Origin of the sequence: Streptomyces sp. BJ20, assembly GCF_022869105.1 — a bacterium.
Lineage (GTDB): Bacteria > Actinomycetota > Actinomycetes > Streptomycetales > Streptomycetaceae > Streptomyces > Streptomyces griseoincarnatus.
In genome coordinates this window covers 5156006-5174289 of the sequence record NZ_CP094918.1, presented here as the reverse complement: position 1 = coordinate 5174289, position 18284 = coordinate 5156006, and the positions used below count along the sequence as shown (strand labels likewise).

At 72.2% G+C, this 18284-nt stretch carries 22 protein-coding genes and 1 tRNA gene; 12 read left to right on the top strand and 11 right to left on the bottom strand.

What is annotated here, in order from left to right:
• Positions 1 to 191: 191 nt before the first annotated feature.
• Positions 192 to 785, top strand: a complete 594-nt coding sequence (locus tag MTR79_RS23395) for a TetR/AcrR family transcriptional regulator (RefSeq protein ID WP_048459091.1) — start codon at positions 192 to 194, stop codon at positions 783 to 785.
• 57 nt (positions 786 to 842) lie between these two features.
• Here the strand turns inward: MTR79_RS23395 and MTR79_RS23390 are convergent, their stop codons facing one another.
• The gene (locus MTR79_RS23390) at positions 843 to 2057 is read right to left on the bottom strand and encodes an acyl-CoA dehydrogenase family protein (RefSeq protein ID WP_086701483.1); all 1215 of its coding nucleotides are present in this window, start codon (positions 2055 to 2057) and stop codon (positions 843 to 845) included.
• Between the two features lie 6 nt (positions 2058 to 2063).
• Positions 2064 to 3086, bottom strand: coding sequence for a phosphotransferase family protein (locus tag MTR79_RS23385; RefSeq protein WP_086701481.1), 1023 nt, complete (start codon positions 3084 to 3086; stop codon positions 2064 to 2066).
• A 196-nt stretch (positions 3087 to 3282) separates the two neighbouring features.
• Between MTR79_RS23385 and MTR79_RS23380 the strand changes: the two genes are divergently transcribed.
• A complete protein-coding gene (locus MTR79_RS23380) occupies positions 3283 to 4215 on the top strand; it encodes an NADP-dependent oxidoreductase (protein ID WP_086701480.1) in 933 nt (310 codons plus the stop codon).
• Between the two features lie 99 nt (positions 4216 to 4314).
• On the opposite strand, the gene MTR79_RS23375 is transcribed toward MTR79_RS23380, so the two are convergent.
• The 3 genes from MTR79_RS23375 to MTR79_RS23365 are packed head-to-tail and all read right to left on the bottom strand — an operon-like array spanning position 4315 to position 5604.
• Complete coding sequence (locus tag MTR79_RS23375; RefSeq protein WP_189366023.1) at positions 4315 to 4635, bottom strand: DUF202 domain-containing protein; 321 nt, start codon at positions 4633 to 4635, stop codon at positions 4315 to 4317.
• 8 nt (positions 4636 to 4643) lie between these two features.
• Positions 4644 to 5036, bottom strand: coding sequence for a DUF202 domain-containing protein (locus MTR79_RS23370; protein ID WP_122215052.1), 393 nt, complete (start codon positions 5034 to 5036; stop codon positions 4644 to 4646).
• A 10-nt stretch (positions 5037 to 5046) separates the two neighbouring features.
• Positions 5047 to 5604, bottom strand: coding sequence for an NUDIX domain-containing protein (locus MTR79_RS23365; protein ID WP_244791906.1), 558 nt, complete (start codon positions 5602 to 5604; stop codon positions 5047 to 5049).
• Positions 5605 to 5861: 257 nt separating this feature from the next.
• Between MTR79_RS23365 and MTR79_RS23360 the strand changes: the two genes are divergently transcribed.
• The 4 genes from MTR79_RS23360 (at position 5862) to MTR79_RS23345 (ending at position 9874) form a co-directional block, all read left to right on the top strand.
• Complete coding sequence (locus MTR79_RS23360) at positions 5862 to 6812, top strand: hypothetical protein (protein ID WP_189366022.1); 951 nt, start codon at positions 5862 to 5864, stop codon at positions 6810 to 6812.
• A 57-nt stretch (positions 6813 to 6869) separates the two neighbouring features.
• The gene (locus MTR79_RS23355; protein ID WP_086704578.1) at positions 6870 to 8411 is read left to right on the top strand and encodes an APC family permease; all 1542 of its coding nucleotides are present in this window, start codon (positions 6870 to 6872) and stop codon (positions 8409 to 8411) included.
• A 94-nt stretch (positions 8412 to 8505) separates the two neighbouring features.
• Positions 8506 to 9267, top strand: a complete 762-nt coding sequence (locus MTR79_RS23350; RefSeq protein ID WP_086704574.1) for a molybdopterin-dependent oxidoreductase — start codon at positions 8506 to 8508, stop codon at positions 9265 to 9267.
• Positions 9251 to 9874, top strand: a complete 624-nt coding sequence (locus MTR79_RS23345; protein ID WP_189365970.1) for a cytochrome b/b6 domain-containing protein — start codon at positions 9251 to 9253, stop codon at positions 9872 to 9874. Before MTR79_RS23350 ends, MTR79_RS23345 begins: the two co-directional genes overlap by 17 nt.
• Positions 9875 to 9936: 62 nt before the next feature.
• On the opposite strand, the gene MTR79_RS23340 is transcribed toward MTR79_RS23345, so the two are convergent.
• Positions 9937 to 11334 (bottom strand): gluconate:H+ symporter, encoded by a 1398-nt coding sequence (locus tag MTR79_RS23340; protein ID WP_086704577.1) that lies wholly within the window; start codon positions 11332 to 11334, stop codon positions 9937 to 9939.
• A gap of 76 nt (positions 11335 to 11410) precedes the next feature.
• A complete protein-coding gene (locus MTR79_RS23335; RefSeq protein WP_086704850.1) occupies positions 11411 to 11929 on the bottom strand; it encodes a gluconokinase in 519 nt (172 codons plus the stop codon).
• A gap of 144 nt (positions 11930 to 12073) precedes the next feature.
• Between MTR79_RS23335 and MTR79_RS23330 the strand changes: the two genes are divergently transcribed.
• Positions 12074 to 12775: an FCD domain-containing protein gene (locus MTR79_RS23330; RefSeq protein ID WP_086704851.1), complete on the top strand. Its 702-nt coding sequence runs from the start codon at positions 12074 to 12076 to the stop codon at positions 12773 to 12775.
• 38 nt (positions 12776 to 12813) lie between these two features.
• Here the strand turns inward: MTR79_RS23330 and MTR79_RS23325 are convergent, their stop codons facing one another.
• Positions 12814 to 13200: a helix-turn-helix domain-containing protein gene (locus tag MTR79_RS23325; RefSeq protein ID WP_189365969.1), complete on the bottom strand. Its 387-nt coding sequence runs from the start codon at positions 13198 to 13200 to the stop codon at positions 12814 to 12816.
• A 105-nt stretch (positions 13201 to 13305) separates the two neighbouring features.
• On the opposite strand from MTR79_RS23325, the gene MTR79_RS23320 reads away from it, so the two are divergent.
• Positions 13306 to 13707 (top strand): RidA family protein, encoded by a 402-nt coding sequence (locus MTR79_RS23320; RefSeq protein ID WP_086704853.1) that lies wholly within the window; start codon positions 13306 to 13308, stop codon positions 13705 to 13707.
• 21 nt (positions 13708 to 13728) lie between these two features.
• On the opposite strand, the gene MTR79_RS23315 is transcribed toward MTR79_RS23320, so the two are convergent.
• A complete protein-coding gene (locus MTR79_RS23315) occupies positions 13729 to 14106 on the bottom strand; it encodes a YchJ family metal-binding protein (protein ID WP_244791905.1) in 378 nt (125 codons plus the stop codon).
• A 64-nt stretch (positions 14107 to 14170) separates the two neighbouring features.
• Positions 14171 to 14255: transfer RNA gene (locus tag MTR79_RS23310), tRNA-Leu, on the bottom strand.
• A gap of 196 nt (positions 14256 to 14451) precedes the next feature.
• Here MTR79_RS23310 and MTR79_RS23305 point away from each other — a divergent pair.
• The 3 genes from MTR79_RS23305 to MTR79_RS23295 all read left to right on the top strand — a co-directional run bounded on the left by MTR79_RS23305 (position 14452) and on the right by MTR79_RS23295 (position 17148).
• Entirely contained in the window at positions 14452 to 15777 is a 1326-nt protein-coding gene (locus tag MTR79_RS23305) for a M20/M25/M40 family metallo-hydrolase (protein ID WP_048459075.1), read from the top strand.
• Positions 15778 to 15945: 168 nt separating this feature from the next.
• Positions 15946 to 16179 carry a chaplin ChpH gene (gene chpH, locus MTR79_RS23300; RefSeq protein ID WP_006135972.1) on the top strand — a complete coding sequence of 78 codons (234 nt, stop codon included), beginning with the start codon at positions 15946 to 15948 and terminating at the stop codon, positions 16177 to 16179.
• Between the two features lie 165 nt (positions 16180 to 16344).
• Positions 16345 to 17148 (top strand): chaplin, encoded by an 804-nt coding sequence (locus MTR79_RS23295; RefSeq protein ID WP_244791904.1) that lies wholly within the window; start codon positions 16345 to 16347, stop codon positions 17146 to 17148.
• Between the two features lie 77 nt (positions 17149 to 17225).
• Here MTR79_RS23295 and MTR79_RS23290 read toward each other — a convergent pair whose 3' ends face one another.
• Positions 17226 to 17414, bottom strand: coding sequence for a DUF5703 family protein (locus MTR79_RS23290; RefSeq protein ID WP_004933366.1), 189 nt, complete (start codon positions 17412 to 17414; stop codon positions 17226 to 17228).
• A gap of 47 nt (positions 17415 to 17461) precedes the next feature.
• On the opposite strand from MTR79_RS23290, the gene MTR79_RS23285 reads away from it, so the two are divergent.
• Positions 17462 to 18145, top strand: a complete 684-nt coding sequence (locus MTR79_RS23285) for a hypothetical protein (RefSeq protein WP_189365967.1) — start codon at positions 17462 to 17464, stop codon at positions 18143 to 18145.
• Positions 18146 to 18284 lie beyond the last annotated feature (139 nt).

Here is an 18284-nt window from a genome sequence, read left to right as displayed (position 1 = left end):
CCCGCCCGACCCCCCGCCGGGCGGGTGCCGGCGCCGACCCCGCCCGCACTTCTCCTCGCTCCGGGGGAGAAACTGGGCGGGGAGGCGGTGCCCGAAGCGGCGATCGCGTGGAGTGGGAAGATCTCCCGGCGGGGACGGCGTTCCCTGGACGCACGACGACCGACAGCAACACGGAAAGGCGGGTGGCGGCAGTGCCCAGAACGACGGACGGTGACGGGACCCCCGTGCCGCAGCGGCTGCTGGCCGCCGCCACCCGGCTCTTCGCCGAGCAGGGCTACGACCGCACCTCGGTGCAGGAGATCGTCGAGGCGGCCGGGGTCACCAAGGGGGCGCTGTACCACTACTTCGGCTCCAAGGACGACCTGCTGCACGAGGTCTACGCGCGCGTGCTGCGTCTCCAGCAGGAGCGCCTGGACCAGTTCGCCGACGCCGACGAGCCCATCGAGAAGCGGCTGCGCGGCGCGGCGGCCGACGTCGTCGTCACCACCATCGAGAACCTCGACGACGCCTCGATCTTCTTCCGCTCCATGCACCACCTGAGCCCGGAGAAGAACAAGCAGGTCCGCGCCGAGCGCCGCCGCTACCACGAGCGGTTCCGGGCGCTGATCGAGGAGGGCCGGCGCGAGGGCGTCTTCTCCACGGCGACCCCGGCCGACCTGGTCGTCGACTACCACTTCGGCTCGGTGCACCACCTGTCCACCTGGTACCGCCCCGACGGCCCGCTCAGCCCTCAGGAGGTCGCCGACCACCTCGCCGACCTCCTGCTGCGCGCGCTGCGCCCGTAAGCGCGTCACCGGCCCGCCGGGCGCCCGACGGCAGCCGACGAGCCGGTTCACCGCCCGCTACAGGTACTTCTTGATCTCCCGGCGGGCCAGCGACCGCTGGTGCACCTCGTCCGGGCCGTCCGCGAGCATCAGCGTGCGCGCGCCCGCGTACAGCTCGGCCAGCGGGAAGTCCTGGCTCACGCCGCCCGCGCCGTGCAGCTGGATCGCCCGGTCGAGGATGCCGACGACCGTGCGCGGGGTGGCGATCTTGATGGCCTGGATCTCGGTGTGCGCGCCCCGGTTGCCGACGGTGTCCATCATCCAGGCCGTCTTCAGCACCAGCAGCCGCAGCTGCTCGACCGCGACCCGCGCGTCCGCGATCCAGTTCTGCACCACGCCCTGCTGGGCGAGCGCCTTGCCGAAGGCCTCGCGGGACACCGCCCGCCGGCACATCAGCTCGATCGCCCGCTCGGCCATGCCGATCAGCCGCATGCAGTGGTGGATCCGGCCCGGACCGAGCCGCGCCTGGGCGATGGCGAACCCGCCGCCCTCCTCACCGATGAGGTTCGACACCGGCACGCGCGCCTCGTCGAAGACCACCTCGGCGTGTCCGCCGTGGTAGTGGTCCTCGTAGCCGAAGACCTGCATGGCCCGCTCCACGGTGACGCCCGGGGTGTCGCGCGGGACCAGGACCATGGACTGCTGCCGGCGGATGTCCGGGCCGTCCGGGTCGGTCTTGCCCATCACGATGAAGATCTTGCAGTCCGGGTGCATGGCCCCGGAGATGTACCACTTGCGTCCGGAGATGACGTACTCGTCGCCCTCCCGCCGGATGTGCGTGGTGATGTTGGTGGCGTCGGAGGAGGCCACGTCCGGCTCGGTCATCGCGAACGCGGAACGGATCTCGCCCGCGAGCAGCGGCTCCAGCCACTGCTTCTTCTGCCGCTCGTCGCCGAACTGCGCCAGCACCTCCATGTTCCCGGTGTCGGGCGCGGCGCAGTTGGTGGCGGTCGGCGCGAGCTGCGGGGACCGGCCGGTGATCTCGGCGAGCGGCGCGTACTGGAGGTTGGTGAGGCCGGCGCCGTACTCGGCGTCGGGCAGGAACAGGTTCCACAGGCCCTGTCGGCGGGCCTGTGCCTTCAGCTCCTCCACCACCGGCGGGTTCTCCCACGGCGAGGACAGCCGCGCCCGCTGCTCGTGCGCGACCTGCTCGGCGGGGTACACGTGCTCGTCCATGAAGGCGAGGAGCCGGGCGCGCAGCTCCTCGGTGCGCGCGTCGAACGCGAAGTCCATGTCTCGTCAGCCTTCCTGAAGGGTGGTCAGACCGTGCTCGATAAAGACCGGGACCAGATCGCCGATGCGGTCGAACCCGGCTCCGACCGTCTGCCCCAGCGTGTACCGGTAGTGGATGCCCTCCAGGATCACGGCGAGCTTGAACCACGCGAACGCCGTGTACCAGGAGACGGACGACACGTCCCGCCCCGACCGTGCGGCGTACCGCTCGATCAGCTCGGCCGGCGTCGGATGGCCCGGGGCCTCGGCGGTCGTGGACACGGGGGAGTCCGGCATGCCCAGCGGGCTGCTGTACATCACCAGCAGGCCCAGGTCCGTCAGCGGGTCGCCCAGCGTGGACATCTCCCAGTCCAGGACGGCGCGGACGGACTCGTCGTCGCTGATCAGCGCGTTGTCGAGGCGGTAGTCGCCGTGCACGACGGTGGGCGCGGGCGAGACGGGCAGCTCACGGCCGAGCGCGGCGTGCAGCTCGTCGATGCCGGCCAGCTCGCGGTTGCGGGAGGCGTCGAGCTGCTTGCCCCAGCGCCGCAGCTGCCGGTCCAGGAAGCCCTCGGGCCGCCCGAAGTCCGCGAGCCCGACCTCGGCGGGGTCGACGGCGTGCAGGTCGACCAGCGTGTCCACCAGGTTCAGCACGGCCGTGCGGGTCCGCTCGGGGCCCAGGGGCGCCAGCTGCCCGGCGGTCCGGTACGGGGTGCCCTCGACGTACTCCATGACGTAGAACGGCGCGCCCAGCACCTCCTCGTCCTCGCACAGCAGCACCGGACGCGGCACCGGCACCCGGGTCGGGTGGAGGGCGCTGATCACCCGATGCTCGCGCTTCATGTCGTGCGCGGTGGCGAGGACATGGCCGAGCGGCGGACGGCGCACGACCCAGGTCCCCGCGCCGTCGGTGACCGTGTAGGTGAGGTTGGACCTGCCGCCCTCGATCAGCCGGCCGGAGAGGGGGCCGCCGAGCAGGCCGGGCCGCTCGCGTTCGAGCAGCTCGCGCAGCCGGTCGAGATCCAGTCCGGGCGGGTGGTCGGGGCTCATCGTCGCTCCTGTGGGCAGGCGGACAGTACCCGCCCATGATGCCGACCGGTCGGTATGCCGTCCAGACCGGGAGCGAAACGTGATCGGGTCCACGATAGGGGGAGCGCCTTCCGCCGTCGGCCCCTCCCGTGACGCGAACGGCGTACATCGGGCCGTTCGGCTTGCACGCCGTGGGCCGACCCCGGAGGGTCGACGCATGAAGGCGATCAGCTACGCACGGTACGGCGGCCCCGAGGTCCTCGAGTACGGCGAGGCGGACGACCCCAAGCTGGGCCCCGACGACGTGCTCGTCGAGGTCCGGGCGGTGTCCGTCAACCCGGTCGACTGGAAGGCCCGCCAGGGGCACCTCGACGCGATCCTCCCGGCCGTCTTCCCGGTGATCCCCGGGTGGGACCTCGCGGGCGTCGTCGTCCGCCCCGGACCCGCGGTCCCCGAGTTCGCCGAGGGGGACGAGGTGATCGGCTACGTCCGCGAGGACGTCCTCTCCGCAGGCACCTGCGCCGAGTACGTGGCCGCCCCCGTACGCACCCTCGCGCCCAAGCCGCGGCGTCTGTCCTTCGAGGAGGCGGCCGGCATCCCTCTCGCGGGGCTCACGGCGTACCAGGTGCTGCACCGGGCCCTCCGCGTGCGCCGGGGTGAGACGGTGCTGGTGCACGCGGCCGCCGGCGGCGTGGGCTCCGTCGCGGTCCAGCTGGCCGCGCACCTCGGCGCGCGGGTCATCGGCACGGCGGGCGAACGCAACCACGACTTCGTGCGAGGGCTGGGGGCGGAGCCCGTGAGCTACGGCGAGGGTATGGCCGAACGCGTCCGGGGGCTCGCCCCCGAGGGGGTGGACGCGGTCTTCGACACGGTGGGCGGGGACGCCCTCAAGGCCTCCGCGAATCTCGTGGTGCCGGAGGGGCGGCTGGCGTCGATCGTCGATCCGGGGGTGACCGGCTACGGCGGCGCGTACTGGTTCGTCCGGCCCGACCCCGCGGACCTCCGCAAGCTGTCCGAACTGGCGGACCAGGGGATCCTGACGATCCACGTCGAGGAGACGTTCCCCCTGGACCGGACGGCCGACGCGCACCGCCGCAGCGAGGAGGGCCACGTGCGCGGCAAGATCGCGATCACGGTGCCCGACAAGTAGCCCGTCCGGCGCTTGAGAACGAGGCCCGTCAGGGCCGACGGGGGGTCTGGGGGCGCAGCCCCCAGGGACGGACGGGAAGGGGCGGCGGGGGCGAAATCCTCACCCCAGCACCACTCCCGCCCCACCCCCCACCGTCACCAGCACACACACCACGACCCCCACCGCGTAACGAAGCGAGAGCCGCTCAGGCTCCCCGCCCCCCGCCAGCCCCCGGATCCGCCGCTGGGCGACCACCAACACCCCCGCCCACCCCACACAGCACACGACCCCCGCAGCCAGCACGCCCCCCGACGCCCCACCCGCCAACCCCGCCTTCCCCGCCAGCACGGCCACTACCGTGCTCGCCAGCGTCGTCCGCCGCCACGCCAGCCGAGTCCGTTCGGGCTGCAGCCCCGGGTCCCTCTCCCCAGGCACAGGCACCCCGGGGGTCACGCCTCCCACCCCACCAGCACCACCACGACCATCACCACGGCCACCCCCGCCACCACCACCCCCAGCAGCGCCGGGAAGCGCGACACGGGCAGATCCTCCCCCCGCCGCATCGCCCGCTCGCACCGCACCCAGTGGTTGACCGCCCGCAGTGCGCACAGCGCCCCCGCCGCCAGCAGCGCGAGGGCCAGTCCGACCCGCCACCCCCAGGGCAGATCGGGCAGGAACTGGTCCACCGCGAATCCGCCGCCGATCAGGGCGAGCGCGGTCCGCAGCCAGGCGAGGAACGTCCGCTCGTTCGCCAGCGAGAAGCGGTAGTCGGGCGTCTCCCCGTCGTCCCGCACCTCGGCGGGGGAGAACCACAACCGGACGTTCCGTGCAAAGTCGATCACGGGGGCGACCTTACCGGTCACCCCCGACCCCTCGGCCCGCCCGATACGCCCGCAGCCGCTCGTACGCCGCGAGCCCGTCCGGCACCCACTCCCATGCGCCGAGCCGCCGCCGCACCTCGTCCTCGGGCAGGAAGGCGTGCCAGGCCACCTCCTCGGCCTGCGGACGCACCTCCAGCTCGCAGCGCACCTCGTAGACCGCGGACCACCAGGTCCCGTTCCCGCCGCCGTCGTACAGGAAGGTGAACAGGTGCGAGGGGCGGGGGAGGCCGGCCACGCCCAGCTCCTCCTCCGCCTCCCGCAGCGCCGCGTCGTCGTACGTCTCGCCCGCCCCGACCACCCCGCCGACGAACATGTCGTACAGCGACGGGAACACCAGCTTCGTCGGGGTGCGGCGGTGGACGAAGATCCTGTCCTCCGCGTCCCGCGCCAGGACGAAGACGCAGCGGTGGCGCAGCCCTCGTGCGTACGCCTCGCCGCGCGGGGCCTGTCCGATCACCCGGTCGTTCTCGTCGACGATGTCGAGGATCTCGTCGGCGCTCGTTCCGCTCCCACTGCCGCTGTCGCTCATGCCGCCATCAAAGCAGCGCCGTCGCCGTCCCGGGCGCTCCCGAGCTACGGCACGGGGGCGCGAGGTCGTTCACGGGCGACACAAGTTGCCCGTTCGTGACCGCAGTTGACGCGTGTAACGGCCTCGGTGCCCTTGACGTGATCCGTTGGCTGACGGTTTGCTGTCCGTGATCAGCTCGTGGCGATCGGCAGCCGACCACTGCCACCGACCACCCGCCGCGAGCCGTATGACAAGAGAAGCGCGTGAGGAAGTTCGCGGTGCCCCCACCCCCGCCTCCCCTCGGCCGCGCCCGCAAACGGGCGGTACAGGCCTACGACGAGGCCCTCGACGACGCCGAACTCGTCGCCGCGCGGGCCGCACTGGCACAGGGGCGCTGGCAGAGCACCCGCTCGCTGCTGGTCAGGACGGGGGACGACCGGGACCGCCGCGGACACCGGATCACGGTGCTCGCGAAGGAGCCGTACTGCGCCGCGTGGGCCCGCGAGTGGCTGCTCGCCGAGCCCGACTCCGGTGACGCGACGGTGCTGCTGGCCATGGCCCAGGTACGGCGCGCCCTGCGCGGCAAGGAGAAGCCCGCCCGGGCCGGCGAGGCCTGCCGCAAGGCCGCCGAGCAGCTGCCGCACGACCCGACGCCCTGGCTGGGGCTGCTGATGCTGGAGTGCTCCCGGGGCGCGGACGGCGACGTGGTCCGGATCTTCGAGCAGGTGCGCACCCGCTACGCGGACCACCACCACGCCCACCACCTGGTCGTCGGCTGGCTCGCGGAGCGCCGCGTGGAGGCGGGTCCCGACCCGCTGCACGAGGTGTACGACTTCGCCAACTGGGCCGCCGAACAGGCCCCCGCCGACTCGCCGCTGGCCATCCTGCCGGTCATCGCGCACGCCGAGCGCTACCGCTCCCTCGCCGCCGCCGGGCACGAGCCCGCCGACCCGGCCGCGTCAGGCCACTGGGTCGGACGCCGCGCCCGGCAGGTGATGAAGGCGGCCTTCGACTGGTGGCTGGAGTGGGAGCACGAGGACCACCCGCGACGGCTGGTCGACCTCAACTTCCTCGCCCACGCCAAGGTCTGCGAGGGCCGGGGGGCCGAGGCGGCCGCGCTGTTCCACCGCATCGGCGACCACGCCACCCCCGCCCCCTGGTCCTATCCCGACCGGGACGGCCTCACCGCCTTCCGTACCGCACGCGCCGCCGCCCTGGGCACGGCCTGACCCCCACCCCGAACGCCCCCCCCCCGCACCCACCACCGACCCAAGGACGGTCTCGAGATGACGACGGACAGTTCGAGCACCAACAGAGCCCCGGCCGAGGGGATCAGCACCTTCAAGGGTCAGGACCGCGCCCTGCGGGCCGACCGCCTCGGCACCGGGGGCCTGCTGCTCTCCGTACTGGCCGCGACCGCCCCGCTCATGGTCGTCGCGGGTGTCATGCCCACAACATTCGCGGTGATGGGCATCGTCGGCCAGCCGCTGCTCTTCGTGGTCCTGGGCACCGTGCTGGTCCTGTTCAGCCTCGGCTACGCCGAGATGAGCCGGCACGTCCACAACGCGGGCGCCTTCTACGCGTACATCTCCCGCGGACTCGGCGGCACCGCCGGCGCGGGTGCCGCCCTGGTCGCCCTCGTCGCCTACAACTCCCTCCAGGTCGGCATCTACGGCATCTTCGGCTTCGAGGTCTCCGGCCTCTTCGCCACCTACGCCGACCTGGAGGTCGCCTGGTGGATACCGGCGCTCGCCGCCGCGCTCGCCGTGGGCGTGCTCGGCTGGCTGAAGATCGACGTCAACGCGAAGGTCCTCGGCGTCCTGCTGGTCATCGAGGTGCTGCTGGTCGTCGTCTTCGACATCGCCGCCGTCGCCGACCCCGGCAAGGAGGGCCTGTCGCTGCACGCCTTCAACCCGGACACCCTCACCGGCGCCGGCGTCGGCACCGCCCTGTGCTTCTGCATCGCCGCCTTCCTCGGCTTCGAGCAGGCACCGGTCTACGCGGAGGAGACCAGCAGGCCGCACGTCCTGGTGCCGCGCGTGATGTTCCTCGCCGTCGCCGGCGTCGCCGTCTTCTTCGCCGTCAGCAGCTGGGCCCTCACCGTGGCCACCGGACCCGCCACGATCGTCGCCACCTCCCAGGAGCAGAGCGCCGGCCTGCTGTTCTTCCTCACCGAGGACCGGCTCGGCTCCACCTTCACCGACGTCCTGCACGTGCTGTTCGTGACCGGCATGTTCGCCGCCATGCTCAGCTTCCACAACGTCGTCGCCCGGTACGCCTTCGCCATGGGCCGCGAGGGCCTGCTGCCCGCCGCCTTCGGCCGCACGACGGGCTCCAGCGGCGCCCCCGGCACCGGCTCCCTGCTGCAGACCGGCATCGCCGTCGTGCTGGTGCTGACCTTCGCGCTCACCGACGACAAGCCCACCGGCGACCCCACAGCGCCCGTGCTGCACCTGTTCACCTGGGGCGGCAACATCGGCGCGCTCGGCGTCATCGTCCTCATGGCGATCGCCTCGCTGTCCGTCGTGGTCTTCTTCGTACGGCGCGGCGCCGCGGGCGCCCAGGCCTGGCGGCTGGTCACCTCGGCGGTGGCCGGCATCGCCCTCGTGGTGATCGCGGTCTACACGGTCAAGGACTTCGACGTCCTCGTCGGCACCGGCCCGGACTCCGCGCTGCGCTGGATCCTGCCCGGCGTCATCGGCCTCGCCCTCGTGATCGGACTCGTGCAGGGCGCGATCCTGCGCACCCGCGCCCCCGAGACCCACGCGCGCATCGGCCTGGGCAACGAGGCGTTCCAGCTGGAGAAGGAGGCAGAGCGCACCCCGTAGGACAGGCCCTCGCGCCGGCCCCGCTGCTTACCGAAGTCTGACGGGCGCCCGCGTTCCCTGGTCCGCCCGGGGGTGCGGGTGCTCGAATGAGGGGGTGAAACCCGAACACCCTTCGCACGGCCGGGACGTCCCGGGCGGCGGCGACCCGGACGCGCGCGGCGCGCCCGTCGGCCGCCGCGTCCTGCTCGGCACCCTCGGCCTCGGCGCGCTCGGCCTGGCCGCCGCGCCCTCCCTCCAGCGCGGCCTGGAGTCCCTCCTCGCGGGCGCTGCCGACCGCGACCCCACCGGCCTGACCGGACTCCTCCCGAACGGCGGCGGATTCCGCTACTACTCGGTCGCCGCGTCCGTCCCGCGCAAGGACGCCCGCTCCTACCGGCTCACCGTCGACGGCCTCGTCGACCGCCCCGCCGCCTACACCCTCGCCGACCTCAAGGCCCTGCCGCAGACCCGCCTGGTGCGGGACGTGCAGTGCGTGACCGGCTGGCGGGTGCCCGGGACACCGTTCGAGGGCGTGCGGCTGTCCCGGCTGCTGGACGCGGCCGGGGTGCGCCCCACCGCCCGCGCGGTGCGCTTCACCTGCTTCGACGGGACGTACTCCGAGAGCCTCACCCTCGACCAGGCCCGCCGCGCGGACGTCCTGGTCGCCCTGCGCATGCAGGACGAGGACATCGGCCACGGCCACGGCGGCCCGGCACGGCTCTACGTGGCGCCCATGTACTTCTACAAGTCGGCCAAGTGGCTCTCCGGCATCACCGTCACCGACGAGGTCGAACCGGGCTACTGGGAGCTGCGCGGCTACGACGTCGACGCCTGGGTCGGCCGCTCGAACGGACGCGACGATGCCCCCACGAGCTGACGCCCCGCCCGCCGCCACGACCGTACGGCGCTTCACCCCCGCCCAGCGGTGGGCGCACCGCGCCGTCGCCCTGCTCATGGGCGTCTGCGTGGCCACCGCCGCCTGCCTCTACGTCCCCCAGCTCGCCCAGCTGGCCGGGCGCCGCGCCCTGGTCGTCACCCTCCACCAGTGGTCGGGCCTGCTGCTGCCCGTGCCCGTGCTCGCCGCCCTCGTCTCCCGCGCGTTCCGCGCCGACCTGGGCCGGCTCAACCGCTTCGGGCCGCACGACCGTGTCTGGCTGCGGGCCGTCCTGCGCCGCGACCGCCGCCCCGCGTCCCGCCCGGCGGGGAAGTTCAACGCCGGTCAGAAGCTGTACGCGGCTTGGATCGCCGGGGCCACCCTGGTGATGCTCGGCACCGGGCTGCTGATGTGGTTCACCCACCTCACGCCGCTGGCCTGGCGCACTGCCGCGACCTTCGTCCACGACTGGCTGGCGCTGACCGTCGGCGTCGTCCTCGCCGGACACGTCGGCATGGCTCTCGCCGACCCCGAGGCCCGCCGCGGTCTGCGCACCGGCGCGGTCCGCCGCGCGTGGGCCGAGCACGAGCACCCCCTGTGGCGGCCTTGAACACGACGGCGGCCCGTCCGCCCCTCCCGTGAGGGGGCGGACGGGCCGTCGTGTATCCGGTCCTAGATGATCAGGGACAGCAGGAGCACCAGCGCCCCCGCGACCACCGAGATGATCGTCTCCATGATCGACCAGGTCTTGATCGTCTGGCCGACGTTCAGGCCGAAGTACTCCTTCACCAGCCAGAAGCCGGCGTCGTTGACATGGCTGAAGAACAGCGAACCGGCGCCGATGGCGAGCACCAGCAGCGCGGCGTGCGTCGTCGACATGTCGGCCGCGAGCGGCGCGACCAGACCGGCCGCCGAGACGGTCGCCACGGTCGCCGAGCCCGTCGCCAGCCGGATCGCCACCGCGATCAGCCAGGCCAGCAGCAGCGCGGGGATCGACCAGTCCTCGGAGATGTCCAGGATCATCTGGCCCACACCGGTGTCGATCAGGGTCTGCTTGAAGCCGCCGCCCGCGCCGACGATCAGCAGGATGCCCGCGATCGGGGCCAGGCCCTTCTCCACCAGGGAGGAGATCCGCTCCTTGCTGAAGCCGGCGGGCATGCCCAGGGTGAAGATGCCGACCAGCACGGCGGCGAGCAGCGCGATCAGCGGGGAGCCGATCACGTCGAAGACGCGCTGCACGTTGTGCTCGGGGTCGTCGATCACGATGTCGACGAGCGCCTTGGCCAGCATCAGCACGACCGGCAGCAGGATCGTGGCCAGCGTCGCGCCGAAGCCGGGGCGCCGCTCCAGGTCCTCGGAGGGACGCTGCGGGATCATCCGCTCGGGCGCCGGGACGTCCACCCAGCGGGCGGCGTACTTGGAGAACACCGGACCGGCGATCACCACGGTCGGGACGGCGACGAGCACGCCGAGCGCCAGCGTCACGCCCAGGTTGGCGCCGACCGCGTCGATGGCGACCAGCGGACCGGGGTGCGGCGGGACGAGGCCGTGCATCACGGAGAGACCGGCGAGGGCCGGGATGCCGATGCGCATGAGCGAGTAGTTGCCGCGCTTGGCGACCATCAGCACCACCGGGATCAGCAGCACCACGCCGACCTCGAAGAACAGCGGCAGACCGATGACCGAGGCGATCAGCACCATCGCCCACGGCATGTAACGGCCGCTGGCCCTCGCGAGGATGGTGTCGACGATCTGGTCGGCGCCGCCCGAGTCGGCGAGCATCTTGCCGAGGATCGCGCCGAGGGCGATCAGCACGCCCACACCGGCGACGGTGGAGCCGAGCCCGGCGCTGAAGCTGGTGATGACCTTGTCCAGCGGAGCGCCGGCGAAGGCGCCGAGCGCCAGTGACCCGATGGTCAGCGACAGGAAGGCGTGCAGCTTGAACTTGGTGATGAGCAGGACGATGACGGCTATGCCCGCCAGGACGGCGATGCCCAGCTGAGCGTGGCCGGCCGAGGTGATCGGCTCGGGTACGTCCGCTGCCAGCATCTCGACGCTGAGTCTGGTCACGGTGGATCCCTAGGAAGTGCGAGGTCGGGGGGAAGGGCGGCCCGGGGGAGGGGCCGGGGGCCGGTGGGGGTGGGGCCTACGCGGTCGGCCCGGAGAGCGACGCCAGGGCGGTGGCCGCCCGTTCGGTGATCTTCTCGGGGCTGCCCGTCACGTTCACGGCGACCCCGGCCTCGTCCGGCTCCAGCGGCTGGAGCGTCGCGAACTGGGAGTCGAGAAGTGCCGTGGGCATGAAGTGCCCCTGCCGGTGGGACATCCGGTCCTCGACGAGGGCGCGGTCGCCGGTGAGGTGCACGAAGACCACGCCGGGCGCGGCGGCCCGCAGCCGGTCGCGGTACGAGCGCTTCAGCGCCGAGCAGCTGACCACGCCCCCCAGACCCGCGCGCCCCTGCGCCCAGTCGCCGATGGCGTCGAGCCAGGGCCACCGGTCGTCGTCGGTGAGCGGGGTGCCCGCCGACATCTTGGCGATGTTGCTCTGCGGGTGGAAGTCGTCGCCCTCGGCGTACGGAACGCCGAGGCGGGCCGCGAGCAGGGGACCGATGGTGGTCTTGCCCGTTCCGGCGACGCCCATGACCACGACGACGTGGGGGGTGTTCATCGCTGCCTCACTGTCTGCTGTCCTCGTCGACACCTTGCCGATGATGTCGACGGCAACTGAAACTTATAAGTACGACAACTTCAAGAGTCTGTGACGAATAAATCTGACTTTTTATCGGTGTGATCCGCCCCGTACTCTGAGTGCATGAGCACCACGGGCCGGGGGCTGCACGGCCGCGTACTGGACACCCTCGGCCCCGAGATCACCGCAGGCGGGTATCCGCCCGGCAGTGTGCTGCGCACCGACGAACTCGCCCAGCGCTTCGACGTGTCGCGCTCCGTGATGCGCGAGGTGGTCCGTGTCCTGGAGTCCATGCACCTCGTGGAGTCCCGCCGCCGCGTCGGCGTCACGGTCCTCCCGGCCTGCGAGTGGAACGTCTACGACCCGCAGGTCATCCGCTGGCGCCTGGCCGGCGCCGACCGCCCCCGCCAGCTGCGTTCCCTCACCGTGCTGCGCTCCGCGGTCGAACCGGTCGCGGCCGGCCTCGCCGCGCGCAACGCCACGGCCGAGCAGTGCGCCGAACTCACCGAGTGCGCCCTGGGGATGGTGGCGCACTCACGCGGCCACAAGCTGGAGGGCTACCTCTTCCACGACGTGGCGTTCCACCGTGTCATCCTGACCGCCTCCGGCAACGAGATGTTCGCCCGCCTCGGCGACGTGGTCGCGGAGGTGCTGGCCGGACGCACGCACCACGACGTGATGTTCGAGGACCCCGACCCGGCCGCCGTCACCCTCCACGTCCAGCTCGCCGAGGCCGTCCGCGCACGCGACGCCGCCCGCGCGGAGAAGCTCACCCGCGAGATCACCGAGGGCGCCCTCCAGGAACTCGACATCCTGGCGCCCTGACCTGCCCGCCGGCGGACTCTCCTCTCGGCCGGTCGCGGTCACCGGTCGCCGAAGCGCTCCCGCGCCTGCTCGATGTGCCCCAGGTGCTCGTGCGTCCACCCGCAGATCGCGTCCACGGCGGTGCGCAGCGCGCGCCCCGGTCCGGTGAGGGTGTACTCGACGCGCGGCGGCACGGTGGGGTGCACCGTCCGCTCGACCAGGCCGTTGCGCTCCAGCATGCGCAGATTCTGCGTGAGCATCTTGTGGCTGACGCCCTCGACCTCGTCCCGCAGCTCGCTGAACCGCAGGGTGCCCTCGCCGAGCGCCTCGATGATCAGCAACGCCCACTTGTTGGCGACGTCCGAGAAGATCTCCCGCGCCAGGGAGTCCGCGCGCCGCAGATCGGCGTCCTCCGGCAGTCCCACCAGTACACGCTTGGTCACCATCAGGTTCCCCAGTCACCGAAAAGTGCGTTCTTCCAGGTCGGCGCTCACTCTCCTACAGTTTCCGGGTAACCACAAGAGACCGACTGGAAAAGGACGAACCCACCCATGGCCACCAGTGACCTCTTCTCCTACGGAATCCCGGCCGAGAGCGACTTCGGCTACGCGCAGGCGATCCGCTCCGGCGATCTGATCCACGTCTCGGGACAGCTCGCCTTCGACGAGGCGGGCGGATTCCCGGACCCCGGCGACTTCGCCGCCCAGCTGCGGCGCACGCACACCAACATGGACCGCGTCCTCGCCCACTACGAAGCCACCCGGAGCCAGATCATCACGCAGACCCTCTACGTGGTGGACCTCGCGCGTCACGCCGCGGCCACGGCCGAGGCCAACCTCGCCTACTTCGGCGGCCACCGCCCGGCGAGCACGGTCCTCGGCGTCACCGAACTCACCCTGCCCGGCCAGCTCGTGGAGATCGCCTTCGTCGTCGACACCCGGCTGCCCGCCTGAGCCGGCCCTGGCCGGGGTCCTTCAGCCGAGGAAGTCCCCGTCGACGTACACCCAGGCCCCGTCGACCCGTTCGAAGCGGCTGCGCTCGTGCAGGGAGCCGCGCCGGTACGCGGCGCGGAAGGTGACCGTGCCGGTGGAGTGGAAGGCGGAGCCGTCCTCCGTGGCGAGGATCTCCAGTCCGGTCCACCGCATCGCCGGATCGAGGTCGAGCCGGGCCGGGCGGGTCCGCGGATGCCACGTCCGCAGGAGGTACGCTCCGTCCTGCCGCACGAACGCCGCGTACCGGGACCGCATCAGCCGCTCCGCCGTCGGTGCGGAGGCCCTACCGGAGTGGAAGCGGCCGCAGCACTCCTCGTAGGCCTCGGGGAGACCGCAGGGGCAAGGCGTGCGAGACGTCATGGGGCACCTTCCGTACAAACGCCCGAGGGCCCCGACCGTCCGGTCGAGGCCCTCATGAAGCAAGTGTCCGAGGGGGGACTTGAACCCCCACGCCCGATAAAGGGCACTAGCACCTCAAGCTAGCGCGTCTGCCATTCCGCCACCCGGACAAGGTGTCTGTCGCGCGGGTTTCCCCCCGCGGCGACGACATAAACATTACCAGGTGTTCCGGGGTGGCCGATCACCCCCGGCGCGCCGCCGCGTGAACGGCGTGTGACGGGCCGGGGCGGGTCTTGGGGCCGGACGCCGGGAGGGGGAGGATGGGGAGGACCGACCAGCGGGAACACCAGCAGCGGGAGGAAGCACGTGAGCGAGACGGACCCGGCCAAGGGCGTCACCGGTGAGGACGAGGTCGTGGACCTCTGCCGCGAGCTGATCCGGATCGACACCAGCAACTACGGCGACCACTCGGGCCCCGGCGAGCGCAAGGCGGCCGAGTACGTCGCCGAGAAGCTCGCCGAAGTCGGCCTGGAGCCCCAGATCTTCGAGTCCCACCCCGGACGCGCCTCCACCGTCGCCCGGATCGAGGGCGAGGACCCGTCGCGGCCCGCCCTGCTCATCCACGGCCACACCGACGTCGTGCCCGCCAACGCGGACGACTGGACCCACCACCCCTTCTCCGGCGAGATCGCCGACGGATGCGTGTGGGGACGCGGGGCCGTCGACATGAAGGACATGGACGCGATGACCCTCGCGGTCGTCCGCGAGCGCATGCGCAGCGGCCGCAAGCCCCCGCGGGACGTCGTCCTCGCCTTCCTCGCCGACGAGGAGGCCGGCGGCACCTACGGCGCCAAGCACCTGGTGCGCGAACACCCCGAGCTGTTCGACGGCGTCAGCGAGGCGATCGGCGAGGTCGGCGGCTTCTCCTTCACCGTCAACGAGAAGCTGCGCCTCTACCTCGTCGAGACCGCCGAAAAGGGCATGCACTGGATGCGGCTCACCGTCGACGGCACCGCGGGCCACGGCTCGATGACCAACGACGACAACGCCATCACCGAGCTGTGCGAGGCCGTCGCCCGCCTCGGCCGCCACAAGTGGCCGGTCAGGGTCACCAAGACCGTCCGCGCCTTCCTGGACGAGCTCTCCGACGCGCTCGGCACCGAGCTCGACCCGGAGAACATGGACGAGACCCTCGCCAAGCTCGGCGGCATCGCCCGCATGATCGGCACCACCCTGCGCAACTCCGCCGCGCCCACCCAGCTCGGCGCCGGCTACAAGGTCAACGTCATCCCCGGCCAGGCCACCGCGCACGTCGACGGCCGCTTCCTGCCCGGCTACGAGGAGGAGTTCCTCGCTGACCTCGACCGCGTCCTCGGCCCGCGTGTGCGGCGCGAGGACGTGCACTCCGACAAGGCGCTGGAGACCGACTTCGACGGCCGGCTCGTCGACGCCATGCAGACCGCGCTGAGCGCCGAGGATCCCATCGCGCGTGCCGTGCCCTACATGCTCTCCGGCGGCACCGACGCCAAGTCCTTCGACGACCTCGGTATCCGCTGCTTCGGCTTCGCGCCGCTGAAGCTGCCCCCGGAGCTCGACTTCGCGGGCATGTTCCACGGCGTCGACGAGCGGGTGCCGGTGGACGGCCTCAAGTTCGGTGTCCGCGTGCTCGACCGGTTCCTGGACGCGTCCTGAGAGACCGTCCCCTGCCAGAGATCGGAGACGTGCCGAAGAATCGGTCAGACGTGCGGAGTTGACCGGGAAGAGTGAATGCGACCATAAGCTCGTAGCCTCATTACTTCCTCCTCGTTACCCGTGATGTGATCCGCGACTTTGGATCACATTGCCAACTAGGAGGAATACATGCTGAAGAAGGTCGTCGCCGTCGCGGCCGCCACCGGTGGTCTGGTTCTCGCGGGCGCGGGCATGGCCGCCGCCGACTCGGGCGCGCAGGGTGCCGCCGTGCACTCGCCGGGCGTCCTGTCCGGCAACGTCGTGCAGGTGCCGGTTCACGTTCCCGTCAACGTCTGCGGCAACACGATCTCCGTGATCGGGCTGCTGAACCCCGCCTTCGGCAACACCTGCGTCAACGCGTGACGTCGTGTCTCGCCCTCTAGGCACCGCCCGCTGAGGGTTCGAGCCCGTCGGCCCCGGAGCGCGCGCCATGCGCTCCGGGGCCGACCGGTTCCTCATTCGTCGAGAATTCCGGGACACGGCACGCACCGCGTCCCGGCAGCAGGTCCGAGGACAGGGAATTCAGCAATGCGACAGGTCACCCGCAAGGGCTTGATGACCATGGCCGCCGCCACCGGTGTGCTCGCCGCCGCGGGCGGCGCCGCCGCCCACGCCGACTCCGGCGCGACGGGCGGGGCCAAGGGCTCGCCGGGCGTGCTCTCCGGCAACGTCGTGCAGGCGCCGGTGCACGTCCCGGTGAACGTCTGCGGCAACACGGTCAACGTCGTCGGGGTCCTCAACCCGGCGGTCGGCAACGCCTGCGCCAACAAGGGTGGCTCCGGCCACCACGGCGGCTCGCACGCCCACGGCAAGGCGAGCGACTCGCCCGGCGTGGCTTCCGGCAACGTCGTGCAGGTACCGGTGCACGTGCCGGTGAACGTCTGCGGCAACAGCGTCGACGTCATCGGCGTGGGCAACGCGGCGGCCGGCAACGAGTGCGCCAACACGGGGCACGACGGGGGGCACCCGGGTGAGCCCGGTGAGCCCGGTGAGCCCGGTGAGCCCGGAGAGCCGGGCAACCCGGGGGAGCCCGGTGACCCGGGGGAGCCTGGAGAGCCCGGTGAGCCCGGCAATCCGGGGGAGCCCGGTGAGCCGGGGAACCCTGGTGAGCCCGGAGAGCCCGGCAACCCGGGAGAGCCCGGGAACCCGGGAGAGCCCGGTACGCCCGGCACCCCGGACACCCCCTCCACCGGCAACCAGCCGGGCCCGCGGGGCGACGGGCAGCTCGCCCAGACCGGCAGCGAACTGCCGCTCGGCCTCGCGCTGCCGGCCGGCGCGGGTGCGCTGCTCGCCGGCGGCATCCTGTACCGCAGGGCGCGCGCCGCGGCGTGATCTCGGACACACGGAGCGGACCCCGCGGCCGACGCGGGGTCCGCTCCGCCCGTTGACTCCGGTCGGGCGCGCCCAGCTCACCAGGTGGCGCGCACCTGGCGGATGATCCGCCGCCGCAGCCGCACCCTGCGGCTGCCGTCACGCATCAGCGTCAGGCGGTACAACTCCCAGTGACCGTACTCGGCATGGTCCGTCAGCAGACGTGCCGTCTCCTTGCGGGAGACCCCGCGCGGCACGTACACGTCGACAAATTCGTATTCCGGCATCGCATCTATTGTGCGGGCCGGGCCCCGGTACGGATAGCGTCTGCACTATGTCTGATGCTGCGCAGCCCACCGCTGCCGAGGTACGCGCCGCCGCCGAGGCGGTGAAGACCGCGCTCGACCGCCACCTGGCCGCGGTCGAGAGCCGGTCGGGTGACGACGACCCGGCCGTCTACGAGGCCTTCAACCAGCTGGCCGCGGCCGCGGAGACGTACGACGAACTGCTCTACGACCGCTACGACGAGGTCACGCCCTTCGAGATCCCCAGTGCCGAGGAGGCCCTGCCCCCGTACGGCGGCCCCGAGGAACCGAACGCCCTCAGTGTGCTGATCCGCCGCGACTACACCGTCGTCGAGCCGCAGCGGCTGCTGGCGCACGCCCAGCGGATCGAGGAGGCGGACGACGAGAGTTCGGAGGCCTCCAGCACCGTCCACGGCGCGCTGGGCCTGCTGTTCGGGGAGTACGAACCGGACGAGATCGCCTCCCGGCACAAGGAGTTCGGCCTGGAGGAGGGCGACTCCACGCTCTGGGTCACGGCATCGGACGAGATCCCCGACCCCGGCGAGTGGCTCGAGGCCCCCTTCGAGCAGGTGGACCCCGAGGCGGTGGTGTGCCGCTTCGACGTCAGCGCGGTCTTCGACGACGACGAGGACGACGAAGAGGACGACGACCTGGAGTCGGCCCTGTCCCCGGACGCGGACGAGGACCTGGAACCCCTGGACGCGGACCGCTGACACGACACCCGCCGGCGGCGGCACCCTGACGGGGGTGCCGCCGCCGACGTGTATGCGGCACCGGGTGCCCCCGCTCACCGGGCGTCGGCGGGGGTGCCGTCCTGCCGCGGCCGGCCCGCTCAGCCGGTCGTGCCGGCGG

Bases quoted from the DNA above. Each gene is read 5' to 3' on its own strand.
- MTR79_RS23390 (WP_086701483.1), bottom strand. From the start codon at position 2,057: ATGGACTTCGCGTTCGACGCGCGCACCGAGGAGCTGCGCGCCCGGCTC.
- MTR79_RS23385 (WP_086701481.1), bottom strand. From the start codon at position 3,086: ATGAGCCCCGACCACCCGCCCGGACTGGATCTCGACCGGCTGCGCGAG.
- MTR79_RS23380 (WP_086701480.1), top strand. From the start codon at position 3,283: ATGAAGGCGATCAGCTACGCACGGTACGGCGGCCCCGAGGTCCTCGAG.
- MTR79_RS23365 (WP_244791906.1), bottom strand. From the start codon at position 5,604: ATGAGCGACAGCGGCAGTGGGAGCGGAACGAGCGCCGACGAGATCCTC.
- MTR79_RS23355 (WP_086704578.1), top strand. From the start codon at position 6,870: ATGACGACGGACAGTTCGAGCACCAACAGAGCCCCGGCCGAGGGGATC.
- MTR79_RS23345 (WP_189365970.1), top strand. From the start codon at position 9,251: ATGCCCCCACGAGCTGACGCCCCGCCCGCCGCCACGACCGTACGGCGC.
- MTR79_RS23335 (WP_086704850.1), bottom strand. From the start codon at position 11,929: ATGAACACCCCCCACGTCGTCGTGGTCATGGGCGTCGCCGGAACGGGC.
- MTR79_RS23330 (WP_086704851.1), top strand. From the start codon at position 12,074: ATGAGCACCACGGGCCGGGGGCTGCACGGCCGCGTACTGGACACCCTC.
- MTR79_RS23325 (WP_189365969.1), bottom strand. From the start codon at position 13,200: ATGGTGACCAAGCGTGTACTGGTGGGACTGCCGGAGGACGCCGATCTG.
- MTR79_RS23320 (WP_086704853.1), top strand. From the start codon at position 13,306: ATGGCCACCAGTGACCTCTTCTCCTACGGAATCCCGGCCGAGAGCGAC.
- MTR79_RS23315 (WP_244791905.1), bottom strand. From the start codon at position 14,106: ATGACGTCTCGCACGCCTTGCCCCTGCGGTCTCCCCGAGGCCTACGAG.
- chpH (WP_006135972.1), top strand. From the start codon at position 15,946: ATGCTGAAGAAGGTCGTCGCCGTCGCGGCCGCCACCGGTGGTCTGGTT.
- MTR79_RS23295 (WP_244791904.1), top strand. From the start codon at position 16,345: ATGCGACAGGTCACCCGCAAGGGCTTGATGACCATGGCCGCCGCCACC.
- MTR79_RS23290 (WP_004933366.1), bottom strand. From the start codon at position 17,414: ATGCCGGAATACGAATTTGTCGACGTGTACGTGCCGCGCGGGGTCTCC.
- MTR79_RS23285 (WP_189365967.1), top strand. From the start codon at position 17,462: ATGTCTGATGCTGCGCAGCCCACCGCTGCCGAGGTACGCGCCGCCGCC.